16 protein-coding genes and 1 tRNA gene are annotated in these 17,057 nt (G+C 60.7%); 13 read left to right on the forward strand and 4 right to left on the reverse strand.

The window, feature by feature from the left end:
* Positions 1 to 47: 47 nt before the first annotated feature.
* Positions 48 to 923 (reverse strand): MurR/RpiR family transcriptional regulator, encoded by an 876-nt coding sequence (locus tag ABIE40_RS05995; RefSeq protein WP_199626721.1) that lies wholly within the window; start codon positions 921 to 923, stop codon positions 48 to 50.
* A gap of 209 nt (positions 924 to 1,132) precedes the next feature.
* Between ABIE40_RS05995 and ABIE40_RS06000 the strand changes: the two genes are divergently transcribed.
* From ABIE40_RS06000 to ABIE40_RS06015, 4 genes are all read left to right on the forward strand, one after another.
* Positions 1,133 to 2,245, forward strand: coding sequence for a Gfo/Idh/MocA family protein (locus ABIE40_RS06000; protein ID WP_199626723.1), 1,113 nt, complete (start codon positions 1,133 to 1,135; stop codon positions 2,243 to 2,245).
* Positions 2,246 to 2,321: 76 nt separating this feature from the next.
* Positions 2,322 to 3,539 (forward strand): NAD(P)/FAD-dependent oxidoreductase, encoded by a 1,218-nt coding sequence (locus ABIE40_RS06005; protein ID WP_199626725.1) that lies wholly within the window; start codon positions 2,322 to 2,324, stop codon positions 3,537 to 3,539.
* 84 nt (positions 3,540 to 3,623) lie between these two features.
* Positions 3,624 to 3,713 (forward strand) — tRNA-Ser (locus tag ABIE40_RS06010).
* Positions 3,714 to 4,272: 559 nt separating this feature from the next.
* On the forward strand, positions 4,273 to 5,397 hold the full coding sequence (locus ABIE40_RS06015; protein WP_199630047.1) for a porin: 1,125 nt from the start codon (positions 4,273 to 4,275) through the stop codon (positions 5,395 to 5,397).
* Between the two features lie 106 nt (positions 5,398 to 5,503).
* Here the strand turns inward: ABIE40_RS06015 and ABIE40_RS06020 are convergent, their stop codons facing one another.
* Together ABIE40_RS06020 and ABIE40_RS06025 are read right to left on the reverse strand one after the other, a co-directional pair.
* On the reverse strand, positions 5,504 to 6,391 hold the full coding sequence (locus ABIE40_RS06020) for an alpha/beta fold hydrolase (protein ID WP_199630046.1): 888 nt from the start codon (positions 6,389 to 6,391) through the stop codon (positions 5,504 to 5,506).
* A gap of 56 nt (positions 6,392 to 6,447) precedes the next feature.
* A complete protein-coding gene (locus ABIE40_RS06025) occupies positions 6,448 to 8,514 on the reverse strand; it encodes a lytic transglycosylase domain-containing protein (protein ID WP_199628872.1) in 2,067 nt (688 codons plus the stop codon).
* Between the two features lie 216 nt (positions 8,515 to 8,730).
* Here ABIE40_RS06025 and dapA point away from each other — a divergent pair, with 216 nt between their 5' ends.
* Both dapA and smpB read left to right on the forward strand, forming a co-directional pair.
* Positions 8,731 to 9,615 (forward strand): 4-hydroxy-tetrahydrodipicolinate synthase, encoded by an 885-nt coding sequence (gene dapA, locus ABIE40_RS06030; RefSeq protein WP_199628871.1) that lies wholly within the window; start codon positions 8,731 to 8,733, stop codon positions 9,613 to 9,615.
* 110 nt (positions 9,616 to 9,725) lie between these two features.
* Positions 9,726 to 10,205 (forward strand): SsrA-binding protein SmpB, encoded by a 480-nt coding sequence (gene smpB / locus ABIE40_RS06035; RefSeq protein WP_112719587.1) that lies wholly within the window; start codon positions 9,726 to 9,728, stop codon positions 10,203 to 10,205.
* Between the two features lie 132 nt (positions 10,206 to 10,337).
* Here smpB and ABIE40_RS06040 read toward each other — a convergent pair whose 3' ends face one another.
* Positions 10,338 to 10,922, reverse strand: a complete 585-nt coding sequence (locus tag ABIE40_RS06040; protein WP_112719586.1) for a LabA-like NYN domain-containing protein — start codon at positions 10,920 to 10,922, stop codon at positions 10,338 to 10,340.
* Between the two features lie 293 nt (positions 10,923 to 11,215).
* Between ABIE40_RS06040 and rpoZ the strand changes: the two genes are divergently transcribed.
* The 7 genes from rpoZ to rnc all read left to right on the forward strand — a co-directional run bounded on the left by rpoZ (position 11,216) and on the right by rnc (position 17,052).
* Positions 11,216 to 11,620 carry a DNA-directed RNA polymerase subunit omega gene (gene rpoZ, locus ABIE40_RS06045; RefSeq protein WP_112719585.1) on the forward strand — a complete coding sequence of 135 codons (405 nt, stop codon included), beginning with the start codon at positions 11,216 to 11,218 and terminating at the stop codon, positions 11,618 to 11,620.
* 126 nt (positions 11,621 to 11,746) lie between these two features.
* The gene (locus tag ABIE40_RS06050) at positions 11,747 to 13,981 is read left to right on the forward strand and encodes a RelA/SpoT family protein (protein ID WP_112719584.1); all 2,235 of its coding nucleotides are present in this window, start codon (positions 11,747 to 11,749) and stop codon (positions 13,979 to 13,981) included.
* A gap of 165 nt (positions 13,982 to 14,146) precedes the next feature.
* Positions 14,147 to 14,296 carry a DUF3563 family protein gene (locus ABIE40_RS06055; RefSeq protein ID WP_112719583.1) on the forward strand — a complete coding sequence of 50 codons (150 nt, stop codon included), beginning with the start codon at positions 14,147 to 14,149 and terminating at the stop codon, positions 14,294 to 14,296.
* Positions 14,297 to 14,456: 160 nt separating this feature from the next.
* The gene (locus ABIE40_RS06060) at positions 14,457 to 15,047 is read left to right on the forward strand and encodes a DUF2062 domain-containing protein (RefSeq protein ID WP_112719582.1); all 591 of its coding nucleotides are present in this window, start codon (positions 14,457 to 14,459) and stop codon (positions 15,045 to 15,047) included.
* A 25-nt stretch (positions 15,048 to 15,072) separates the two neighbouring features.
* Positions 15,073 to 15,477: a holo-ACP synthase gene (gene acpS, locus ABIE40_RS06065; RefSeq protein ID WP_112719581.1), complete on the forward strand. Its 405-nt coding sequence runs from the start codon at positions 15,073 to 15,075 to the stop codon at positions 15,475 to 15,477.
* 115 nt (positions 15,478 to 15,592) lie between these two features.
* On the forward strand, positions 15,593 to 16,336 hold the full coding sequence (lepB, locus tag ABIE40_RS06070; protein ID WP_112719580.1) for a signal peptidase I: 744 nt from the start codon (positions 15,593 to 15,595) through the stop codon (positions 16,334 to 16,336).
* Positions 16,333 to 17,052 (forward strand): ribonuclease III, encoded by a 720-nt coding sequence (gene rnc, locus ABIE40_RS06075; protein WP_112719579.1) that lies wholly within the window; start codon positions 16,333 to 16,335, stop codon positions 17,050 to 17,052. The genes lepB and rnc overlap by 4 nt, the downstream gene beginning before the upstream one ends.
* Positions 17,053 to 17,057: the final 5 nt, after the last annotated feature.

Below are 17,057 nucleotides of genomic sequence, written 5' to 3' on the forward strand. Positions count from 1 at the left end.
TGGCAATAATGAAACAACGGTTCCGTCTTGTTGTCAATTCGGAATGTTTATTCCATTTTGCTTTTCGCAGGCTTTTGGCCTTGAGTTTTGCGCCGCCGCTCGGCGATGGCAACCGGAAGCGCCATCGTCAGCGCCATCGAAGCCGAGAGCGAGCGGAAACCGGCGAAATCGGCCTCGGCAACCTCGAACCAACAGGTGGCGCGCGATGCGAGCGGCGAAAAAGCCGAATCGGTGATTGCGATGACGGGCACGCCACGATCCGCAAGCTCCTCCGCTTGCGAAAGGCTGTCGGCCGCATAGGGCGAGAAGCTGGCGGCGATCGCCGCATCCTTGGGGGTGGCGAACTGCACCATTTCCAGATCGACGCCATTCGGCGAGGCGACGATCTGATGCCGGATGCCGAGCTTCGAGAAGGCATAGGTCATATGCGCCGTCAGCGGATAGGAGCGTCGCTTGGCGATCAGATAGATGGTCTCGGCAGCGGCGAGAATATCGACTGCCTTGGTGAAGGTCTCGCTCTGCACCGTCGAGGCCATGCGGGCGATCGACTGGCTGGCTGCGCCGATGAACCCTGCCAGCAGGTTCGCGTCGTCATCGTCGCCGCCGGATTGCTCAAGCGTCACCAGCCGCTCTTCATAGCTTAGCGTGCGGTCGCGCAGGCGCTCGCGGAAAATACTCTGCAGATCCGAAAAGCCCTCGTAGCCGAGGTGATGGGCCAAGCGCACCAGCGTCGACGGCTGCACTTCGGAGGCGGCGGCAATGCTCGCCGTCGTCCCGAAGGCGATTTCATCGGGATTGCTGAGCGCGAAGGCCGCGACCTGCGCCAGGCGCTTCGGCATGCTTGCCTTGCGTTCGATGATGGTGCTGCGCAGGCTTTCGAAATCGCGGGGCACGCGCGTCAGCGTTTTTGCGTCTTCATCCATGCGAGAAACCCAAGAAATGAAACATATATTCCATAATTTGCACCATAAATGATTTCTCCCGTCGATCCTAATTGTTTTTAATATGCTGAATTTTCAGTATTTTAGACATTATAGTCAGTCGAATGCCGCAAATGTCGCAACATTAGCACCTTGTCAAAATGGTCTAAATATTCCAAAAATCGCCTCGCTTTCGGAGGAGGATACGCAAAATGAAGCCACTTGGCATAGGTCTGATCGGCACCGGCTACATGGGCAAGTGCCACGCGCTGGCCTGGAACGCGGTGAAGACCGTCTTCGGTGATGTCGAGCGGCCGCGCCTCGTGCATCTGGCGGAAGCCAATCCCGAGCTGGCGAAATCCCGTGCCTCCGAATTCGGTTTCGAGAGGGCGACGGCCGACTGGAAGGCGCTGATCGCCGATCCCGAGGTCGATGTCGTCTCGGTTACCACACCTAACCAGTTCCACGCCGAAATGGCGATTGCGGCGCTCGAGGCCGGCAAGCACGTCTGGTGCGAAAAGCCGATGGCGCCCGCCTATGCCGATGCGCAGCGCATGCTCGAGGTCGCCAGGCTATCCGGCAAGGTCGCGGTTCTCGGCTACAACTATATCCAGAACCCCATCATGCGCCACATCAAGGCGCTGATCGAGGAGGGCGCGATCGGCACCGTCAATCATATCCGCGTCGAGATGGACGAGGACTTCATGGCCGATGCCGATGTCTTCTTCTATTGGAAGAGCGAACTTTCGGCCGGCTACGGCGCGCTCGACGACTTCGCCGTCCATCCGCTGTCGCTGCTCTGGTATCTGTTCGGCCATGTGGAAGCCGTCATTACAGATATGGTGAAACCCTATGCCGATCGCCCGCTGAAAGAAGGCGGCCGCCGAGCCGTGGAGAATCACGATGCGGCAAACGTCCTGATGCGTCTCGGCGGCGGCATCTCCGCCGTGCTGATGGCCAACCGCGCCGCCTGGGGCCGCAAGGGCCGCATCGCCCTGCAGATCTACGGCTCGAAGGGCTCGATCGCCTATGATCAGGAGCGGATGAACGAATTCGATCTCTATCAGGCGACGGGACGCGGCACCGAGCAGGGCTATCGCAAGATTCTCGCGGCCCCCGCCCATCAGCCCTATGACCGCTTCATCCCGGCGCCCGGCCACGGTCTCGGCTTCAACGATCTGAAGATCATCGAATGCCGCGAGCTGATCCGCGCAATATCCGGTGAGCCGTCGTCCTTGGTCACATTTGAAGACGGTCTTAGGATAGAGAAGTCTGTTCACGCCATGGCACAGTCGTTCCACGAGCGCCGCTGGATCGAGATCTGAGACAGTCTCTTCCTGTTGACGGCGCAAGGGGCGGGGACTACCTCTCGCCTCAATAACAGATGCAGGGAGCGGGACCGTGACGGACAGACTGGTAATCATCGGCGCAGGGCAGGCAGGCTTCGCCATGGCGGCAAAGCTGCGCGCCCTGAAGGACACCCGACCCATCACCATTCTCGGCGCCGAGGATGTCCTGCCGTATCAGCGCCCGCCGCTGTCCAAGAAATATCTCCTCGGCGAGATGAGCTTCGACCGCCTGCTGTTTCGCCCGGAGCAGTGGTACCCGGATAATAATGTCGAGATCCGCCTCTCGACCTGGGTCGAGCAGATCAAGCGCGACACGAAGCAGGTCGTGCTGCAGGACGGCTCGACAATAGACTATGGAACGCTGGCGCTGACGACCGGCTCAACGCCGCGCCAGCTTCCCGCTTCGATCGGCGGCGATCTCGAAGGCGTCTATGTCGCCCGCGACAAGCGCGATGCCGATCTGCTCGCCGGCGAAATGCGCCCGGGCCGCCGAGTCCTTATTATAGGCGGCGGCTATATTGGCCTCGAAGCGGCGGCCGTTGCCCGCCATCTCGGCCTCGAAGTTACCGTCATCGAAATGGCCGACCGGATCCTTCAGCGTGTCGCCGCCAAGGAGACGGCTGACATCATCCGGGTGATTCACGAGACGCACGACGTCGTCATCCGCGAAAAGACCGGTCTGAAACATCTGATCGGCAAGGACGGCCGCGTCACCGGCGCCGAGCTCTCCGACGGATCGGTCATCGACATCGATTTCGCCATTGTCGGCATCGGCGTCGTGCCGAACGACCAGCTCGCCAAGGAAGCCGGCCTCGAAGTCGCCAACGGGATCATCGTCGACGAATTCGCCCGCACCTCCGATCCCTCCATATATGCGGCAGGCGATTGCGCCGTGCTCCCCTGGCAGGGCGGCCGTATCCGCCTCGAATCGGTGCAGAACGCCGTCGACCAGGCCGATGCCGCAGCCGCCGTCATCGCCGGGGGCAATGCTCCCTATGATCCGAAGCCCTGGTTCTGGTCGGATCAGTATGACGTGAAGCTGCAGATCGCCGGTTTCAATCTCGGCTACGACCAGACGCTGCTGCGCCCCGGCGCCCGCGAAGGCGCCCATTCCATCTGGTATTTCAGGAACGGCCAGTTGATCGCCGTCGACGCGATCAACGACGCCAAGGCCTATGTGACCGGCAAGAAGATGCTGGAAACCGGAATCAACCCGGACAAGGCCGTTCTGGCCGACGCATCCGCCGATCTGAAGCAGCTGTTGGCATAAAGACCGCGAGACTGTTGATCTCGACTGTGAAAAGCCGAAAAACCGCTTGCTTCACCAGTCGAATGACTCTATCAGGCTCGCACCGGAGAGGTGGCCGAGTGGTCGAAGGCGCTCCCCTGCTAAGGGAGTATACCCGAGAGGGTATCGTGGGTTCGAATCCCATCTTCTCCGCCATCCTTCTTAGAGATTTCCCAGCATCGAATTCTGAATCGTCCGCCGCGAATCCTTCCGGCGGATTTTGTCGTTGGTGGAATCGAATTCAGCGCGGCGTAGAATCAAAATCGGGAATCATCGGCGCCGGTCAGTGATTCACCGCGGCTCGGCAAGCTTCGAACTGCTTCGCTGCAGCATCGGCACCTTTATAAGCAAATCACGAAAAGCCCCGAATCCGGCGGAAAACCGGTATCATTGCGGCACATATCGCCGGTTTCTCCACATGCTCTATAGCGCTAAACCCCTGCAAAACCGGGAGTTTCTTAACGAAGTATAAAGAAGCCGATGGGGCGTATGTCTATTTTGTGTCCTTTGAGCAACAGGGGTCTGTGAAGGCAGATGCAAACAGCACAAAGGTGGCAGTTGGTGATTGCGTGACGGACGCCGTCTTGTATTTTCAACCTCGGAAGCGAGGGCGGTTGATCGTCCGACTTCTTGAAACATGGGGATGGGGCAGGGAACGCTGCTCTAACGGCGAAAAATCCCAGACCCGATCGAAACTTTGAATTGGAGGTCACCAATGACAATCAAGAGCCTTCTTCTCGGCTCCGCTGCTGCTCTGGCAGTAGTATCTGGCGCACAGGCTGCCGACGCAATCGTCGCAGCTGAGCCGGAAGCAGTAGAATACGTTCGCGTTTGCGACGCATACGGCACTGGCTACTTCTACATCCCGGGCACCGAAACCTGCCTCAAGATCGAAGGTTACGTTCGTTTTGACGTAAACTTCGCTTTCGGCGATTTCGCTGACAACGGTGGTGATGAAGACTGGGACGTTCGTACCCGCGGTCAGGTTCAGTTCACGGCTAAGAGCGACACCGAATACGGCCCGCTCACCGGCGTAATCGTTTACCAGGCTAACTACCGTCCGGCAGGCGTTCTCGGTGGCGCTCAGAACGAAACCGTTCTCGACACCGCTTACATCGATATCGCTGGTCTGCGCGTTGGTAAGCTCTTCAACTGGTGGGACGACGACTTCTCGGGTGAATTCGACGTAACGAACTCTGGCACGACGTCTTTCAACTCCATCCGTTATCAGTATGAGTCTGGCGACTTCTACGCTGGTGTCGCACTGGAAGAAATCCAGCCGGCTAGCGGCTACTCGCCGTTCGCTCCGCTGTCTGCCGCTGGCGTTCCGGACATCGACTGGCTGGAAGGTGGCAACAACCTCGGTATCGACGCTGCTGTTGGCGGCACGGTCGGTGGCTTCACCTACCAGTTGCTCGGCGGTTACGACATGGACGCTGAGAACGGTGCGATCCGTGCGAAGGTTGGCTTCGACGTAGGTCCGGGCACGATCGGCCTGGCAGCGATCTGGTCTTCTGGCCCGAGCGCCTACTTCATCCAGGGTGAATGGGCTGTTGCTGCTCAGTACGCCATCAAGGCGACCGACAAGCTGACCATCACCCCCGGCGTTCAGTACACCGCCAACATCATTCCGGAATTCTACGCCAACGGTGGCGACGGCTGGGATGACGGTCATGAGTGGCGCGCTGGCGTAACGCTTGACTACCAGATCGTAGAGAACCTCTCCACGAAGCTGGCAGTTACCTACGTTAGCCAGGATTACGGTGACGTCGGTTCTGCTGTCGGCGTCGACGATGCTGATGGCGTTGAAGGCTTCTTCCGCCTGCAGCGTGCATTCTAATCTGATCTGACTTCGGTCTCATCAGGAAGGCCCGGCTCTCTGAGCCGGGCTTTTTGTATTGCAGGTATTGCTGCGGACTTAGTTCGTTAGAAAGGGCGCTGTTCGTCTATCTGCAGGCATTGACGAACTGCACGACGCGCTCGCCAACCCCATCGACATGCAGCAACGGCGCATGCCCTTGCCCCGCCGCGATCAGCCCTTGGCTGTTTGGATGCCGCTTCACCATCTCCCCGACCGTTTTCTCCGACAGCAGCGTCGAGTTCTCACCCCTGACGACCAGCAGCGGCACCAGTCTCATCGCTTCGAACTGTGCCCACATATCCGGCAACGGCTTGCTGAGATCCGCCGCAACCATCGCTTCCGCAATCGCCGGATCGAAATCGCTGACGATCCGGTCGCCATCGCGGCGGTAGAGCGCTTCCGCCATCTCCCGCCAGTCATCGGCGCCGAGCGCCGGAAACGCCTTGCCGTGTAGCTCCCGCAGGATGGCCGCCGCATCGTCCCAATCACGGGGCGCTCTGGCATGGCCGAGATAGTTCTGGATATGCCGCAACCCTTCGACCTCCAGCACCGGCCCGACATCGTTCAGCACCACACCCGCCAATAGCTCCGGCTTCATCACGGCGATCAGATGCAGAATCAGCCCGCCGCGGGAGGTGCCGATGAAGACGGCGCGGTGGATGCCGAGCGTCTCGCAGAGGGCGAGCACATCCTGCGCCTCGACGGCGATGCTGTAGTTCGCCTTGTTATGATCCCAATCCGATTGTCCGCGGCCGCGATAATCCAAGGCGATGACGCGGCGAGGCGATTGCGGATGGCTCGAAAGCATCATCGCCAGCTGGTGGAAGTCGCGGGCATTGCGCGTCAGGCCGGGCAGGCAGATGACGGGGAGGCTGTCCCGATGCGCGCTGCCATAGTCCCGGGCATGCAGCGTGAGGCCGTCGGCCGTGCTGATCGCCTGCGCTGCGAAGCCGCTCTTGAAATCCGTCGTCATCGCCATCTCCCTGTTGCCAGGGAGGTTAGCGCCGGTGCCTCATTCTGCAAGCGGTCTCAGGAGGAGCGGCCGCCGACCAGGTCGCGCACGATGTCGGGCGTCTCGCCCAACCTGGCCTTGTACACTTCAAAATTCTCAATCACCCGCTGCACGTAGTTGCGCGTCTCGGGGAAGGGGATGCGCTCGATCCAGTCGACGATCTCGTCGATATTCTTGCCGCGCGGGTCGCCGTAGCGGGCGATCCATTCGGGCACGCGCTTCGGTCCGGCGTTGTAGGCGATGAAGGTCAGAATGTAGGAGCCGCCGAAGGCGTCAATCTGTTCGCCGAGATAGTGGGCACCGAGCGTGGCGTTATAGCCGGCGTCGGCCGTCAGCTTGTCGGCGGAGAAGGTGATGTTGTGCCGCTTGGCGACGGCCTTGGCCGTGCCTGGCAGCAGCTGCAGCAGGCCGCGGGCGTTGGCGGCGGAGACGGCGGCCGGGTTGAAGGCGCTTTCCTGGCGGGCGATCGCATAGGCGAGCGCCTTGCCGGAGCCGGAAATATTGGCGCTTGACGGGATGACGCCGACAGGGAAGGCGAGGGCGGCGACATCGATGCCGCGCGAATAGGCGATCTTGCCGATCTGCAGCGATAGGTGATGGTCGCCGGAGCGTTCGGCCTGCGCGGTCAGGATCGCAAGCTCGCCGGGGCTCTGGATCTGGTCGGCGAGCGCCAGATAGAGAGTGGCGGCGCGCCATCCATGGCCGGCAGCCTCAAGGCGGGAGATTGCCTGTACGGCTTCGCGTGATTGCAGGTTCTGCCGGTCGGCGGCGCTCGGCGAGGGGTAGGCGACATTCAGTGTCTTGCGGCCCAGGCGTTCGCTGGCGAGCTGACCGTAGAAGGTGCTCGGGAAGCTTGCGGCCTTGGTGTAGAATTCGGCGGACTTGCCAGGACCACCCGCTTCCGCGGCGCGGCCGAGCCAGTACCAGGCGCGCGAGACCGAAAGCGGTCCGCTGGAAACCTGCAGGATCTTGCGGAAATGCGTCTCGGCGGCTTCCGGCTCCTGAAGCCCCCGCAGCGCATACCATCCGGCATGGAATTCGGCTTCGACGATATCGGCCGTGCTGGTCGCAACGCTGTTGGCGACGATCTTGTAGGCGGCGGCGAACTGACCCTGATCGACCAGACCGCGGCTGACGATGCGCTGTTCGTTCCACCATTCGCCGGCGTTCACGAGCTCGTCGCGTTTCGAGGGCATTTGCGCCAGAAGCTTGGCCGCTTCGGCATATTTGTCCTGCTTGCGCAGATATTCGATGCGGGCAAAGAGATAGCCGGGATCGGTACCCCACCTCGCATCGACGCCGTTGAGCAGGGCAGCCGCGTTCGGTGCCTTGGCGGCGACGGCCGACCATGCCTTGTAGAGCGATTGCGCCTGGCCCATGTCGCCGAAGCGCTTGGCCTGCGCCGTGCGCCCGCGATACATGAGATAGTCCATGCGCGCCTTGTGATCAGCGGGGGAAAGCAGGCCGGAAAACTCGGCGAGGACCTTGTCCTCGGTGTCCTTGTCCAGCCCTTCGCCGCGCCAGACCTTGCGGATGTATTTGGCGGCCTGCTGCTGCTTTCCCGCTGAAATCAACGCGCGTGAGAGAACGATCGCGCCCTGCGTCGTCTCCGGCGCCGTCTCGCCGAAGGCGGCGAGCACCGCTGCCGGATCGGGGTTTTCGTCATAGAGCGCGCGCTCGGAATTGGCGCGTAGCCTGGAAAGCCCCGGCCAGCCCTTCAGTTCCTGGGAGGCGCCGGCGATCTCGTAGGAGGGGACGCCCTTGAGGCCCGACATGGCGATCGCCCATGTCAGGATATGCCGGTCGAGCGTTCCCTTGGCCATGCCGTCGCGGACGGAAATTGCCTGCTGCGGGTTCTTGGCCGAGAGCGCGTCGAGGCCGCTCTTCAGGTCGCCGTTGATCGGCGCGACGGTGCGCGGAATGGCGCCGGTCATGATCGCTTCGGGCGCGGAGGTCTGCGGCAGATAGCCGAGGGGCTTGGCGTCGGGTACCGGAATGTCCGTCTGCGGCAATGGAGACGCGGCGCTGCCCCACGCGGCGGCCGAAAGGCCGAGGGCGGTCAGGATCAGGACAGCTCTTTTCATTCGGGATACTCGCAACGAAAACGTGGCCCCAAGTCTCGCAAACGGCATCTTAATGAAAGCTTACCGGAACCGGTAAACTTCGTTCACATTTGATATCGGAATTTGCCCTAAACCGATCTCACCACGCTTGTCGCGGCGTTTTCACCGCTCTATGGTGCGCAACTCTTATCCAAAGAATGCGGCCGAAGCGTGGATTTCGGCCTTAGGGAGTTCTGCATGTTCAAGGGATCCATTCCCGCCCTCGTCACCCCCTTCACGGATTCTGGCAATGTCGATGAGGCGGCTTTCGCTGCTCACGTCGACTGGCAGATCAAAGAAGGAAGCAGCGGCCTCGTTCCGGTCGGGACGACCGGCGAATCGCCGACGCTGTCGCATGCCGAGCACAAACGGGTCGTAGAACTCTGCATCGAAGCGGCTGCCAAGCGCGTGCCCGTCATGGCCGGTGCCGGTTCGAACAACACCCGCGAAGCGATCGAGCTCGCCCAGCATGCCGAAAAGGCAGGCGCGGATGCCGTTCTCGTCGTCACGCCCTATTACAACAAGCCGACGCAGAAGGGCCTGATCGCGCATTTCTCGGCGATCGCCGAAGCGGTCAAGCTGCCGATCTACATCTACAACATCCCGGGCCGTTCGGTGATCGACATGTCGCCGGAAACGATGGGTGTGCTTGCCAAGGCGCATTCCAACATCGTCGGCGTCAAGGATGCGACGGGCAAGATCGAGCGCGTCTCCGACCAGCGCATTACCTGCGGCAATGATTTCCGCCAGCTTTCGGGCGAGGACGCAACGGCGCTGGGCTTCAATGCCCATGGCGGCGTCGGCTGCATCTCCGTCGTTGCCAATATCGCTCCGCGTCTCTGTGCGGAGTTCCAGGCGGCAACGCTCGCGGGTGATTACGTCAAGGCGCTGGAATATCAGGATCGCCTGATGCCGCTGCACAAGGCCGTCTTCATGGAGCCGGGCGTCTGCGGCGCCAAGTACGGCCTCAACAAGCTCGGCCGCATGAGCCGCAATGTCCGCTCGCCGCTGGTCTCCTCGCTGGAAGCCGGCACCGAGGCGGCCATGGACGCGGCGCTCCGCCACGCCGGCCTCCTGAACTAAGCTGCGGGTGAGGGCAGGGCTCCTGTCTTCACAAGCACTTGCAGTTCCCCTACATAATGGGCAGCAAATGAGGGCGCGCCGTTGCGCGCCCCAAGAATTGGAATTTCGTCATGGCCCCCAAAGGCAGCCAGCGTGTCGTCAAGAAGATCGTCGCCGAAAATCGCAAGGCGCGCTTCAATTACGAGATCATCGATACCTACGAGGCAGGCCTCGTGCTGAAGGGCACCGAGGTCAAGTCGCTGCGCGAGGGCAAGGCCAATATCGCCGAATCCTATGCGTCGGATGAGGATGGCGAGATCTGGCTGATCAATTCCTATCTTCCGGAATATCTGCAGGCCAATCGCTTCAATCACGAGCCGCGCCGTCGCCGCAAGCTGCTGCTTTCGGCCCGTGAGATCAATCGCCTGCGCTCCGGCATCAACCGCGAAGGCATGACGCTCGTGCCGCTGAAGATCTATTTCAACGATCGCGGCCGCGCCAAGATGGAGCTGGCGCTCGCCAAGGGCAAGAAGCTGCACGACAAGCGCGAGACGGAGAAGGAACGCGATTGGAACCGGCAGAAGAGCCGGTTGATGAAGGACAACGGCTGATCCTTCAGCCGCCTTCGCGCCAATTCTTCAGCGCCTGCGAGGCGCAACCGCTTGGTGCAGCCGATCGTGACCGGCTGCGAAACTCACAAATTTCCAGGGAATGATGCGGCCGGTTGCAACCGGCCGTCTTGGTCAGTCGTCGCTGTCGGCGGCAGCCGTGGTCTCGGCGACCGGCTTCTGCGGACGTTCGGACGGATCGCGGCCGATTTCGGCCTTGAGCGACAGAAGGTCGATGAAATGGTCGGCCTGGCGGCGCAGATCGTCGGCGATCATCGGCGGTTGTGTGGCCATCGTCGAGATGATCGAAACCTTGCGGCCCCTGCGCTGCAGCGCTTCCACCAGCGTCGTGAAGTCGCCGTCGCCGGAGAAGATGACCAGGTGATCGACGGTTTCGGACTGTTCCATCGCGTCTATCGCGAGTTCGATATCCATGTTGCCCTTGATCTTACGGCGGCCCATGGAATCGGTGAATTCCTTCGCAGGCTTGGTCACGACCTTGTAGCCGTTATAGTCAAGCCAGTCGATCAGCGGGCGGATCGAGGAATATTCCTGGTCTTCGATCAACGCCGTATAATAGTAAGCACGCAGCAGATAGCCGCGCTTCTGGAAGGCTTTCAGCAGCTTCCGGTAGTCAATATCGAAGCCGAGGCTCTTGGATGCCGCATAGAGGTTGGCGCCATCAATGAAGAGTGCAATTTTTTCCCGTGGGTCGAACATCGCTTGCCAATCCAATTAGAGTAATCCAAATGGGCTCTCGCCAAAATCACATAAAAACAATGACTTGCCTGCCGAGAGGAATAATCCGTAATTTATGAATTATTCATATACAGGAGATTTAGGGCACGATTCGGCATATTCCAAGCAACTATTGGTGGAAATGTCATATTCCCTGTGTGATTTTAACAGGATAGCCCGGAAACTACGGGTCAACGCACGAAAAACTTGAATTCGCCGGGTTTTAATTGTATCGGGCGTGTCAATCCCGAGATCACGACCGCAAAGGACAGGCAATGGCCCGTGTCACAGTAGAAGATTGCATCGACAAAGTTGAGAACCGCTTCGAGCTGGTTCTGCTTGCCAGCCACCGCGCCCGGCTGATTTCCCAGGGTGCCTCGATCACCATCGATCGCGACAACGACAAGAACCCGGTTGTAGCCCTTCGCGAAATCGCCGACGAGACCCTGTCTCCCGACGACCTGAAGGAAGACCTGATCCATTCGCTGCAGAAGCACGTCGAAGTCGACGAGCCCGAGCCCGATCCGGCAAGCCTGATTGCTGCCGGCGGTGTTGCCGCTGCCGATGGCGAAGAGCAGGACGACCTGCCGGAAACCATCACTTTCGACCAGATGTCGGAAGAAGAACTTCTTGCCGGTATCGAAGGCCTCGTGCCGCCGGAAAAGAGCGACGACTACTAAGTCTCGCGGCTTTATTGACGATTACCAATCGTCAATCTTGCGCCTTTATTGCTAGGGCATATTATTGCCAATCTGTGCGCCAATCGTTGATTGGCGCGCTTTTGTTTTTATCGGAGTTGTTGCGGCATGATGCGTCAGTATGAGCTCGTGGAGCGGGTGCAGAAATACAAGCCCGATGCCAATGAAGCTCTGCTGAACAAAGCTTATGTCTACGCCATGCAGAAGCACGGCCAGCAGAAGCGGGCCAGCGGCGATCCCTATATCTCCCATCCTCTCGAAGTCGCCGCCATTCTGACCGACATGCATCTCGACGAGTCGACGATCGCAGTCGCCCTGCTGCACGACACGATCGAGGACACGACGGCAACCCGCGCCGAGATCGACGAACTGTTCGGCGAAGATATCGGCCGCCTCGTCGAGGGCCTCACCAAGATCAAGAAGCTCGACCTCGTCACCAAGAAGGCAAAGCAAGCCGAAAACCTGCGCAAGCTGTTGCTCGCCATTTCCGACGACGTGCGGGTGCTGCTCGTCAAGCTCGCCGACCGCCTGCACAACATGCGCACGCTCGACCATATGGCTGCCGACAAGCGCGCCCGTATCTCGGAAGAGACGATGGATATCTACGCGCCGCTCGCCGGCCGCATGGGTATGCAGGACATGCGCGACGAGCTCGAGGAGCTCTCCTTTCGCCATATCAATCCGGAAGCCTACGAGACCGTCACCAAGCGCCTGGAGGAGCTCTCCCAGCGCAATGAAGGCCTCGTCAAGAAGATCGAGACCGAACTGCGCGATCTGCTCGTGGCGAACGGCATGGAGAGCGTCTACGTCAAGGGGCGCCAGAAGAAGCCCTATTCGGTCTTCCGCAAGATGCAGTCGAAGTCGCTCTCCTTCGAGCAGCTTTCCGACGTTTACGGCTTTCGCATCCTCGTCGATGAGATCCCCGCCTGTTACCGGGCGCTCGGTATCGTCCACACCCGCTGGCGCGTCGTGCCCGGCCGCTTCAAGGACTATATCTCGACGCCGAAGCAGAACGACTACCGCTCGCTGCACACCACGATCGTCGGTCCGTCCTCGCAGCGCATCGAGCTGCAGATCCGCACCAAGCGCATGCATGAGATCGCCGAATACGGTATCGCCGCGCACACGCTCTACAAGGACGGTGCGACCAGCCCCGAGGGCGACATCCTCTCGCGCGAATCCAATGCCTATTCCTGGCTGCGCCATACGATCGAGGCGCTGGCCGAGGGCGACAGCCCGGAAGAATTCCTCGAACATACCAAGCTCGAGCTCTTCCAGGATCAGGTCTTCTGCTTCACTCCGAAGGGCAAGCTGATCGCGCTGCCGCGTGGGGCGACACCGATCGACTTCGCCTATGCCGTCCACACCAATATCGGCGACACCACGGTCGGCGCCAAGATCAACGGCCGCATCATGCCGCTGGTCACGCGTCTGGCGAATGGCGATGAAGTCGAGATCATCCGCTCCGGCGTGCAGGTGCCGCCGGCCGCCTGGGAAGAGATCGTCGTCACCGGCAAGGCGCGCGCCGCAATCCGCCGCGCCACCCGCATGGCGATCCGCAAGCAATATGCCGGCCTCGGCCACCGCATCCTCGAGCGCACCTTCGACCGCGCCGGCAAGATCTTCTCGCGCGATGCCATGAAGCCCGCGCTTCACCGCCTCGGCCAGAAGGATGTCGAGGACGCCATCGCCGCCGTCGGCCGCGGCGAGATGTCCTCGCTCGACGTGCTGCGCGCTGTCTATCCGGATCACCAGGACGAGCGCGTCACGGTCAAACCGAGCGGCGATGAAGGCTGGTTCAACGTCCGCAGCGCTTCCGGCATGATCTTCAAGGTGCCGGGCAAGACCAAGGAAGGCGCCGAGGCCGGATTGCTGGCAGGCGAGGCGGGCGTTGATGCCGTGCCGATCCGCGGCATCTCCAGCAACATCGCCGTGCAGTTCGCACCCACAGGCGCCGTCCCCGGCGATCGCATCGTCGGCATCATGGAGAAGGGGAAGGGGATCACCATCTACCCGATCCAGTCTTCGGCGCTCCAGCATTTCGACGATCAGCCGGATCGCTGGATCGACGTGCGCTGGGATCTCGACGAAGCCAACAAGTCGCGTTTCATGGCACGCATCATGGTGAATGCGCTGAACGAGCCGGGCACCCTTGCAAAAGTGGCGCAGACGGTTGGCGGTCTCGACGTTAACATCCGCGTCCTGAACACGGTGCGCGTTGCCGCCGATTTCACCGAAATGACGCTGGATATCGAGGTCTGGGACCTTCGCCAGCTGAACCAGATGCTCGCCCAGCTCAAGGAACTGGACTGCATTGCGACGGTGCGGCGCCTCTACGACTGAGGCGTCTGCACATTTTATGATCGTTTTGTGACCGAATTTGCACGACGAAAAGGCGAGGCATGCGTAATGCGCATGGCTGCACCTGTATTAGAGCGTTGGTAATTGTGCGCTGCAGCACTTATCTTCCGTGTCATCAGAGAATGAACGAAAGAAAGAGGCAACGCTATGTTTGGTCCTATCAAGAAAATCGCCCGCGCTCTTCGCGCTCCGAATGCTCAGGAACGTGAAATGGCCTACCTGAACGGCTCGTACGACCGTATCGATCTTGAGTATCGTCAGCGTCAGGTTGATCGCGGTCTGTTCCGTACCCGTTAATACCGCGTTAATACTTGCGAAGATGTGATGGGGCGCCATGCATTATGTGCGCCCTGTGAGTAGACACTGAAAAGTGTGACGACAGCAAAGAGCGGCAGGCGGACCCCGTGATTTTTCGCCGCTCTTGTCATGGTGAGGTGCGCTGCACTAAATAGCCGCCATGTTGTTCCGCCGTAGAAAACCTGCAGGATTTCGCGAGAGAATGCGGGAGGCCTTATGGCCCCGCAAAGGCTTTCTGCGTCCCGCGCGCTATCTGAGAATGCGCGTCATGAGATTGACGGCCTCGCCGCATGCTGTTGCGGCGGGCGTGGCCGCTGGTGTGTTCGTGTCCTGGACGCCGTTCATCGGCGTGCATTTCATCATGGCCTTCGTGATCACCTATTTCCTCTCGGGAAACATGGTGGCCGCGGCACTCGGATGCGCCGCCTTCGGCAATCCGCTGACCTATCCCTTCATCTGGGGCATCACCTGGGAAATCGGCCATCTCGTGCTCGCCCGCAAGGATACGCTGGGCGGCCAGTCGATCGATCTCCACGAGATGTTCCACCAGCTGAATTTCACCGAGCTCTGGCGCCCCGTGCTGGAGCCGATGCTGATCGGCGCCATCCCGCCCGGTGCCGTCACCTCGGTTGTGCTTTACGCGCTGACGTTCTACACCGTCAGGGGCTTTCAGTCCCGCCGCCGCGCCCGCCTGATGGAGCGCGCCAAGCTGCGTCTCAGCCATCAGGTGCACGACGTGCCCACCGTCTGACGTTCCGCCCGCAGAAGGACCTCTCATGATCATCGGTATTGGCAGCGACCTCATCGACATCCGCCGCGTCGAAAAGTCGATCGAGCGTTTCGGCGAGCGTTTCACCAACCGCTGCTTCACCGATGTCGAGCGCGCCCGCTCCGACCGCCGCGCGAACCGCGCCGAATCCTACGCCAAGCGCTTTGCCGCCAAGGAAGCCTGCTCCAAGGCGCTCGGCACCGGCATCGCTCAGGGCGTCTTCTGGAAGGACATGGGCGTCGTCAACCTGCCGAGCGGTAAGCCGACGATGAAGCTGACGGGTGGGGCTGCCGTCATCCTGGAAGCGATGATGCCGGCCGGGCACCGTCCGGTCATTCATTTGACAATAACCGATGATTATCCGCTTGCTCAGGCATTCGTGATCATCGAGGCGCTGCCGGAAGCAGGCTGAGCCGCGGCCTGTCGTCGCTTTTAATGTTCGCGCCATTGCCGCCACCGGCCGAAGCCGCTAGAGAGAAGCAACTATAGAATTGCGCCGCTTCGGCGCCTTTAAGGAATAAGACTGCGTGTCCGAAAAAGCCGATACCAAGCCGAACGCTCTGTGGGAAAACATCAAGGTCATCATCCAGGCATTGCTGCTGGCGATGGTGATCCGCACGGTCTTCTTCCAGCCTTTCACCATCCCGTCCGGCTCGATGATGCCGACGCTCCTGGTTGGTGACTACATCTTCGTCAACAAGTTCGCTTACGGCTATTCGAAATACTCGCTGCCCTTCTCGCCGAACCTGTTCAGCGGCCGTATCTTCGGCAGCGAACCGGCGCGCGGCGATATCGTCGTCTTCCGCTTCCCGCCGAACCCCGAGATCGATTACATCAAGCGCGTCGTCGGTCTCCCGGGCGACAAGATCCAGGTGACGAACGGCGTTCTGCTGATCAACGGCAAGCCGGTTCCGAAGGTCGCCGACGGCACCTTCAATTCCGACTATGCGCAGGATCCGGGCCAGGACGTTCCGGTTTTCCGCGAAACGCTGGATGACGGCAAGACCTACGACACGCTCGACCAGTCGCCGGTGTCCCGTGGTGACAACACCCAGGAGTTCGTCGTTCCCGAAGGTCACTACTTCATGATGGGCGACAACCGCGACAACTCGCTGGACAGCCGCTTCGACGTCGGCTTCGTGCCCGCCGAAAACCTCGTTGGCCGCGCCAGCGTCATCTTCTTCTCGCTCGGCAATGACACCTCGTTCCGCGAAATCTGGAAATGGCCGTCCAACATGCGTTGGGACCGTCTCTTCAAGGTTGTTGAATGACGAAGGCTCAGACGCTCTCGGCGGCAGACCGGACCAAGCTTGAAGCTTTGATCGGTCACGAGTTCGCCGAGAAGGAGCGCCTGGACCGCGCCTTGACGCATGCCAGCGCCCGAACGCAGAAGGGCGGCAATTACGAACGTCTCGAATTCCTCGGCGACAGAGTGCTCGGCCTCTGCATCGCCGAGCTGCTTTTCAAGACCTTCGGCACTGCCGCGGAAGGTGAGCTCTCTGTCCGGCTGAACCAGCTGGTCAGCGCCGACACTTGCGCGGCTGTCGCAGACGAGCTCGACCTGCATCTTTTCATCCGCACTGGCGCCGACGTGAAGAAACTCACCGGCAAGCGGATGATGAACGTGCGCGCCGATGTGGTCGAAAGCCTGATCGCCGCGCTCTATCTCGACGGTGGTCTGGAGACCGCCCGCCGCTTCATCCTGAAGTTCTGGGAGAAGCGGGCGGTGCGTGCCGATGGCGCCCGCCGTGACGCGAAGACCGAATTGCAGGAATGGGCCCACGCGAAATTTGGCGTGACGCCCCTATATCGTGTTGAAGAACGCACCGGGCCGGATCATGATCCACGCTTCACGGTGACGGTGGAAGTGGCCGGTGTCTCCCCGGAAACGGGTATCGACCGCTCCAAGCGCGCAGCCGAACAGGCCGCAGCGACAAGAATGCTCGAACGCGAAGCTATTTGGCAGAAGTCCTCTGCCGGGAATTGACGGAA

This window comes from Rhizobium sp. OAE497, from assembly GCF_040546565.1.
Lineage (GTDB): Bacteria > Pseudomonadota > Alphaproteobacteria > Rhizobiales > Rhizobiaceae > Rhizobium.

Coding starts and splice junctions, on each gene's coding strand:
- ABIE40_RS05995 (WP_199626721.1), bottom strand. CDS start 923: ATGGATGAAGACGCAAAAACGCTGACGCGCGTGCCCCGCGATTTCGAA.
- ABIE40_RS06000 (WP_199626723.1), top strand. CDS start 1,133: ATGAAGCCACTTGGCATAGGTCTGATCGGCACCGGCTACATGGGCAAG.
- ABIE40_RS06015 (WP_199630047.1), top strand. CDS start 4,273: ATGACAATCAAGAGCCTTCTTCTCGGCTCCGCTGCTGCTCTGGCAGTA.
- ABIE40_RS06020 (WP_199630046.1), bottom strand. CDS start 6,391: ATGACGACGGATTTCAAGAGCGGCTTCGCAGCGCAGGCGATCAGCACG.
- ABIE40_RS06025 (WP_199628872.1), bottom strand. CDS start 8,514: ATGAAAAGAGCTGTCCTGATCCTGACCGCCCTCGGCCTTTCGGCCGCC.
- dapA (WP_199628871.1), top strand. CDS start 8,731: ATGTTCAAGGGATCCATTCCCGCCCTCGTCACCCCCTTCACGGATTCT.
- smpB (WP_112719587.1), top strand. CDS start 9,726: ATGGCCCCCAAAGGCAGCCAGCGTGTCGTCAAGAAGATCGTCGCCGAA.
- ABIE40_RS06040 (WP_112719586.1), bottom strand. CDS start 10,922: ATGTTCGACCCACGGGAAAAAATTGCACTCTTCATTGATGGCGCCAAC.
- rpoZ (WP_112719585.1), top strand. CDS start 11,216: ATGGCCCGTGTCACAGTAGAAGATTGCATCGACAAAGTTGAGAACCGC.
- ABIE40_RS06050 (WP_112719584.1), top strand. CDS start 11,747: ATGATGCGTCAGTATGAGCTCGTGGAGCGGGTGCAGAAATACAAGCCC.
- ABIE40_RS06055 (WP_112719583.1), top strand. CDS start 14,147: ATGTTTGGTCCTATCAAGAAAATCGCCCGCGCTCTTCGCGCTCCGAAT.
- ABIE40_RS06060 (WP_112719582.1), top strand. CDS start 14,457: ATGTTGTTCCGCCGTAGAAAACCTGCAGGATTTCGCGAGAGAATGCGG.
- acpS (WP_112719581.1), top strand. CDS start 15,073: ATGATCATCGGTATTGGCAGCGACCTCATCGACATCCGCCGCGTCGAA.
- rnc (WP_112719579.1), top strand. CDS start 16,333: ATGACGAAGGCTCAGACGCTCTCGGCGGCAGACCGGACCAAGCTTGAA.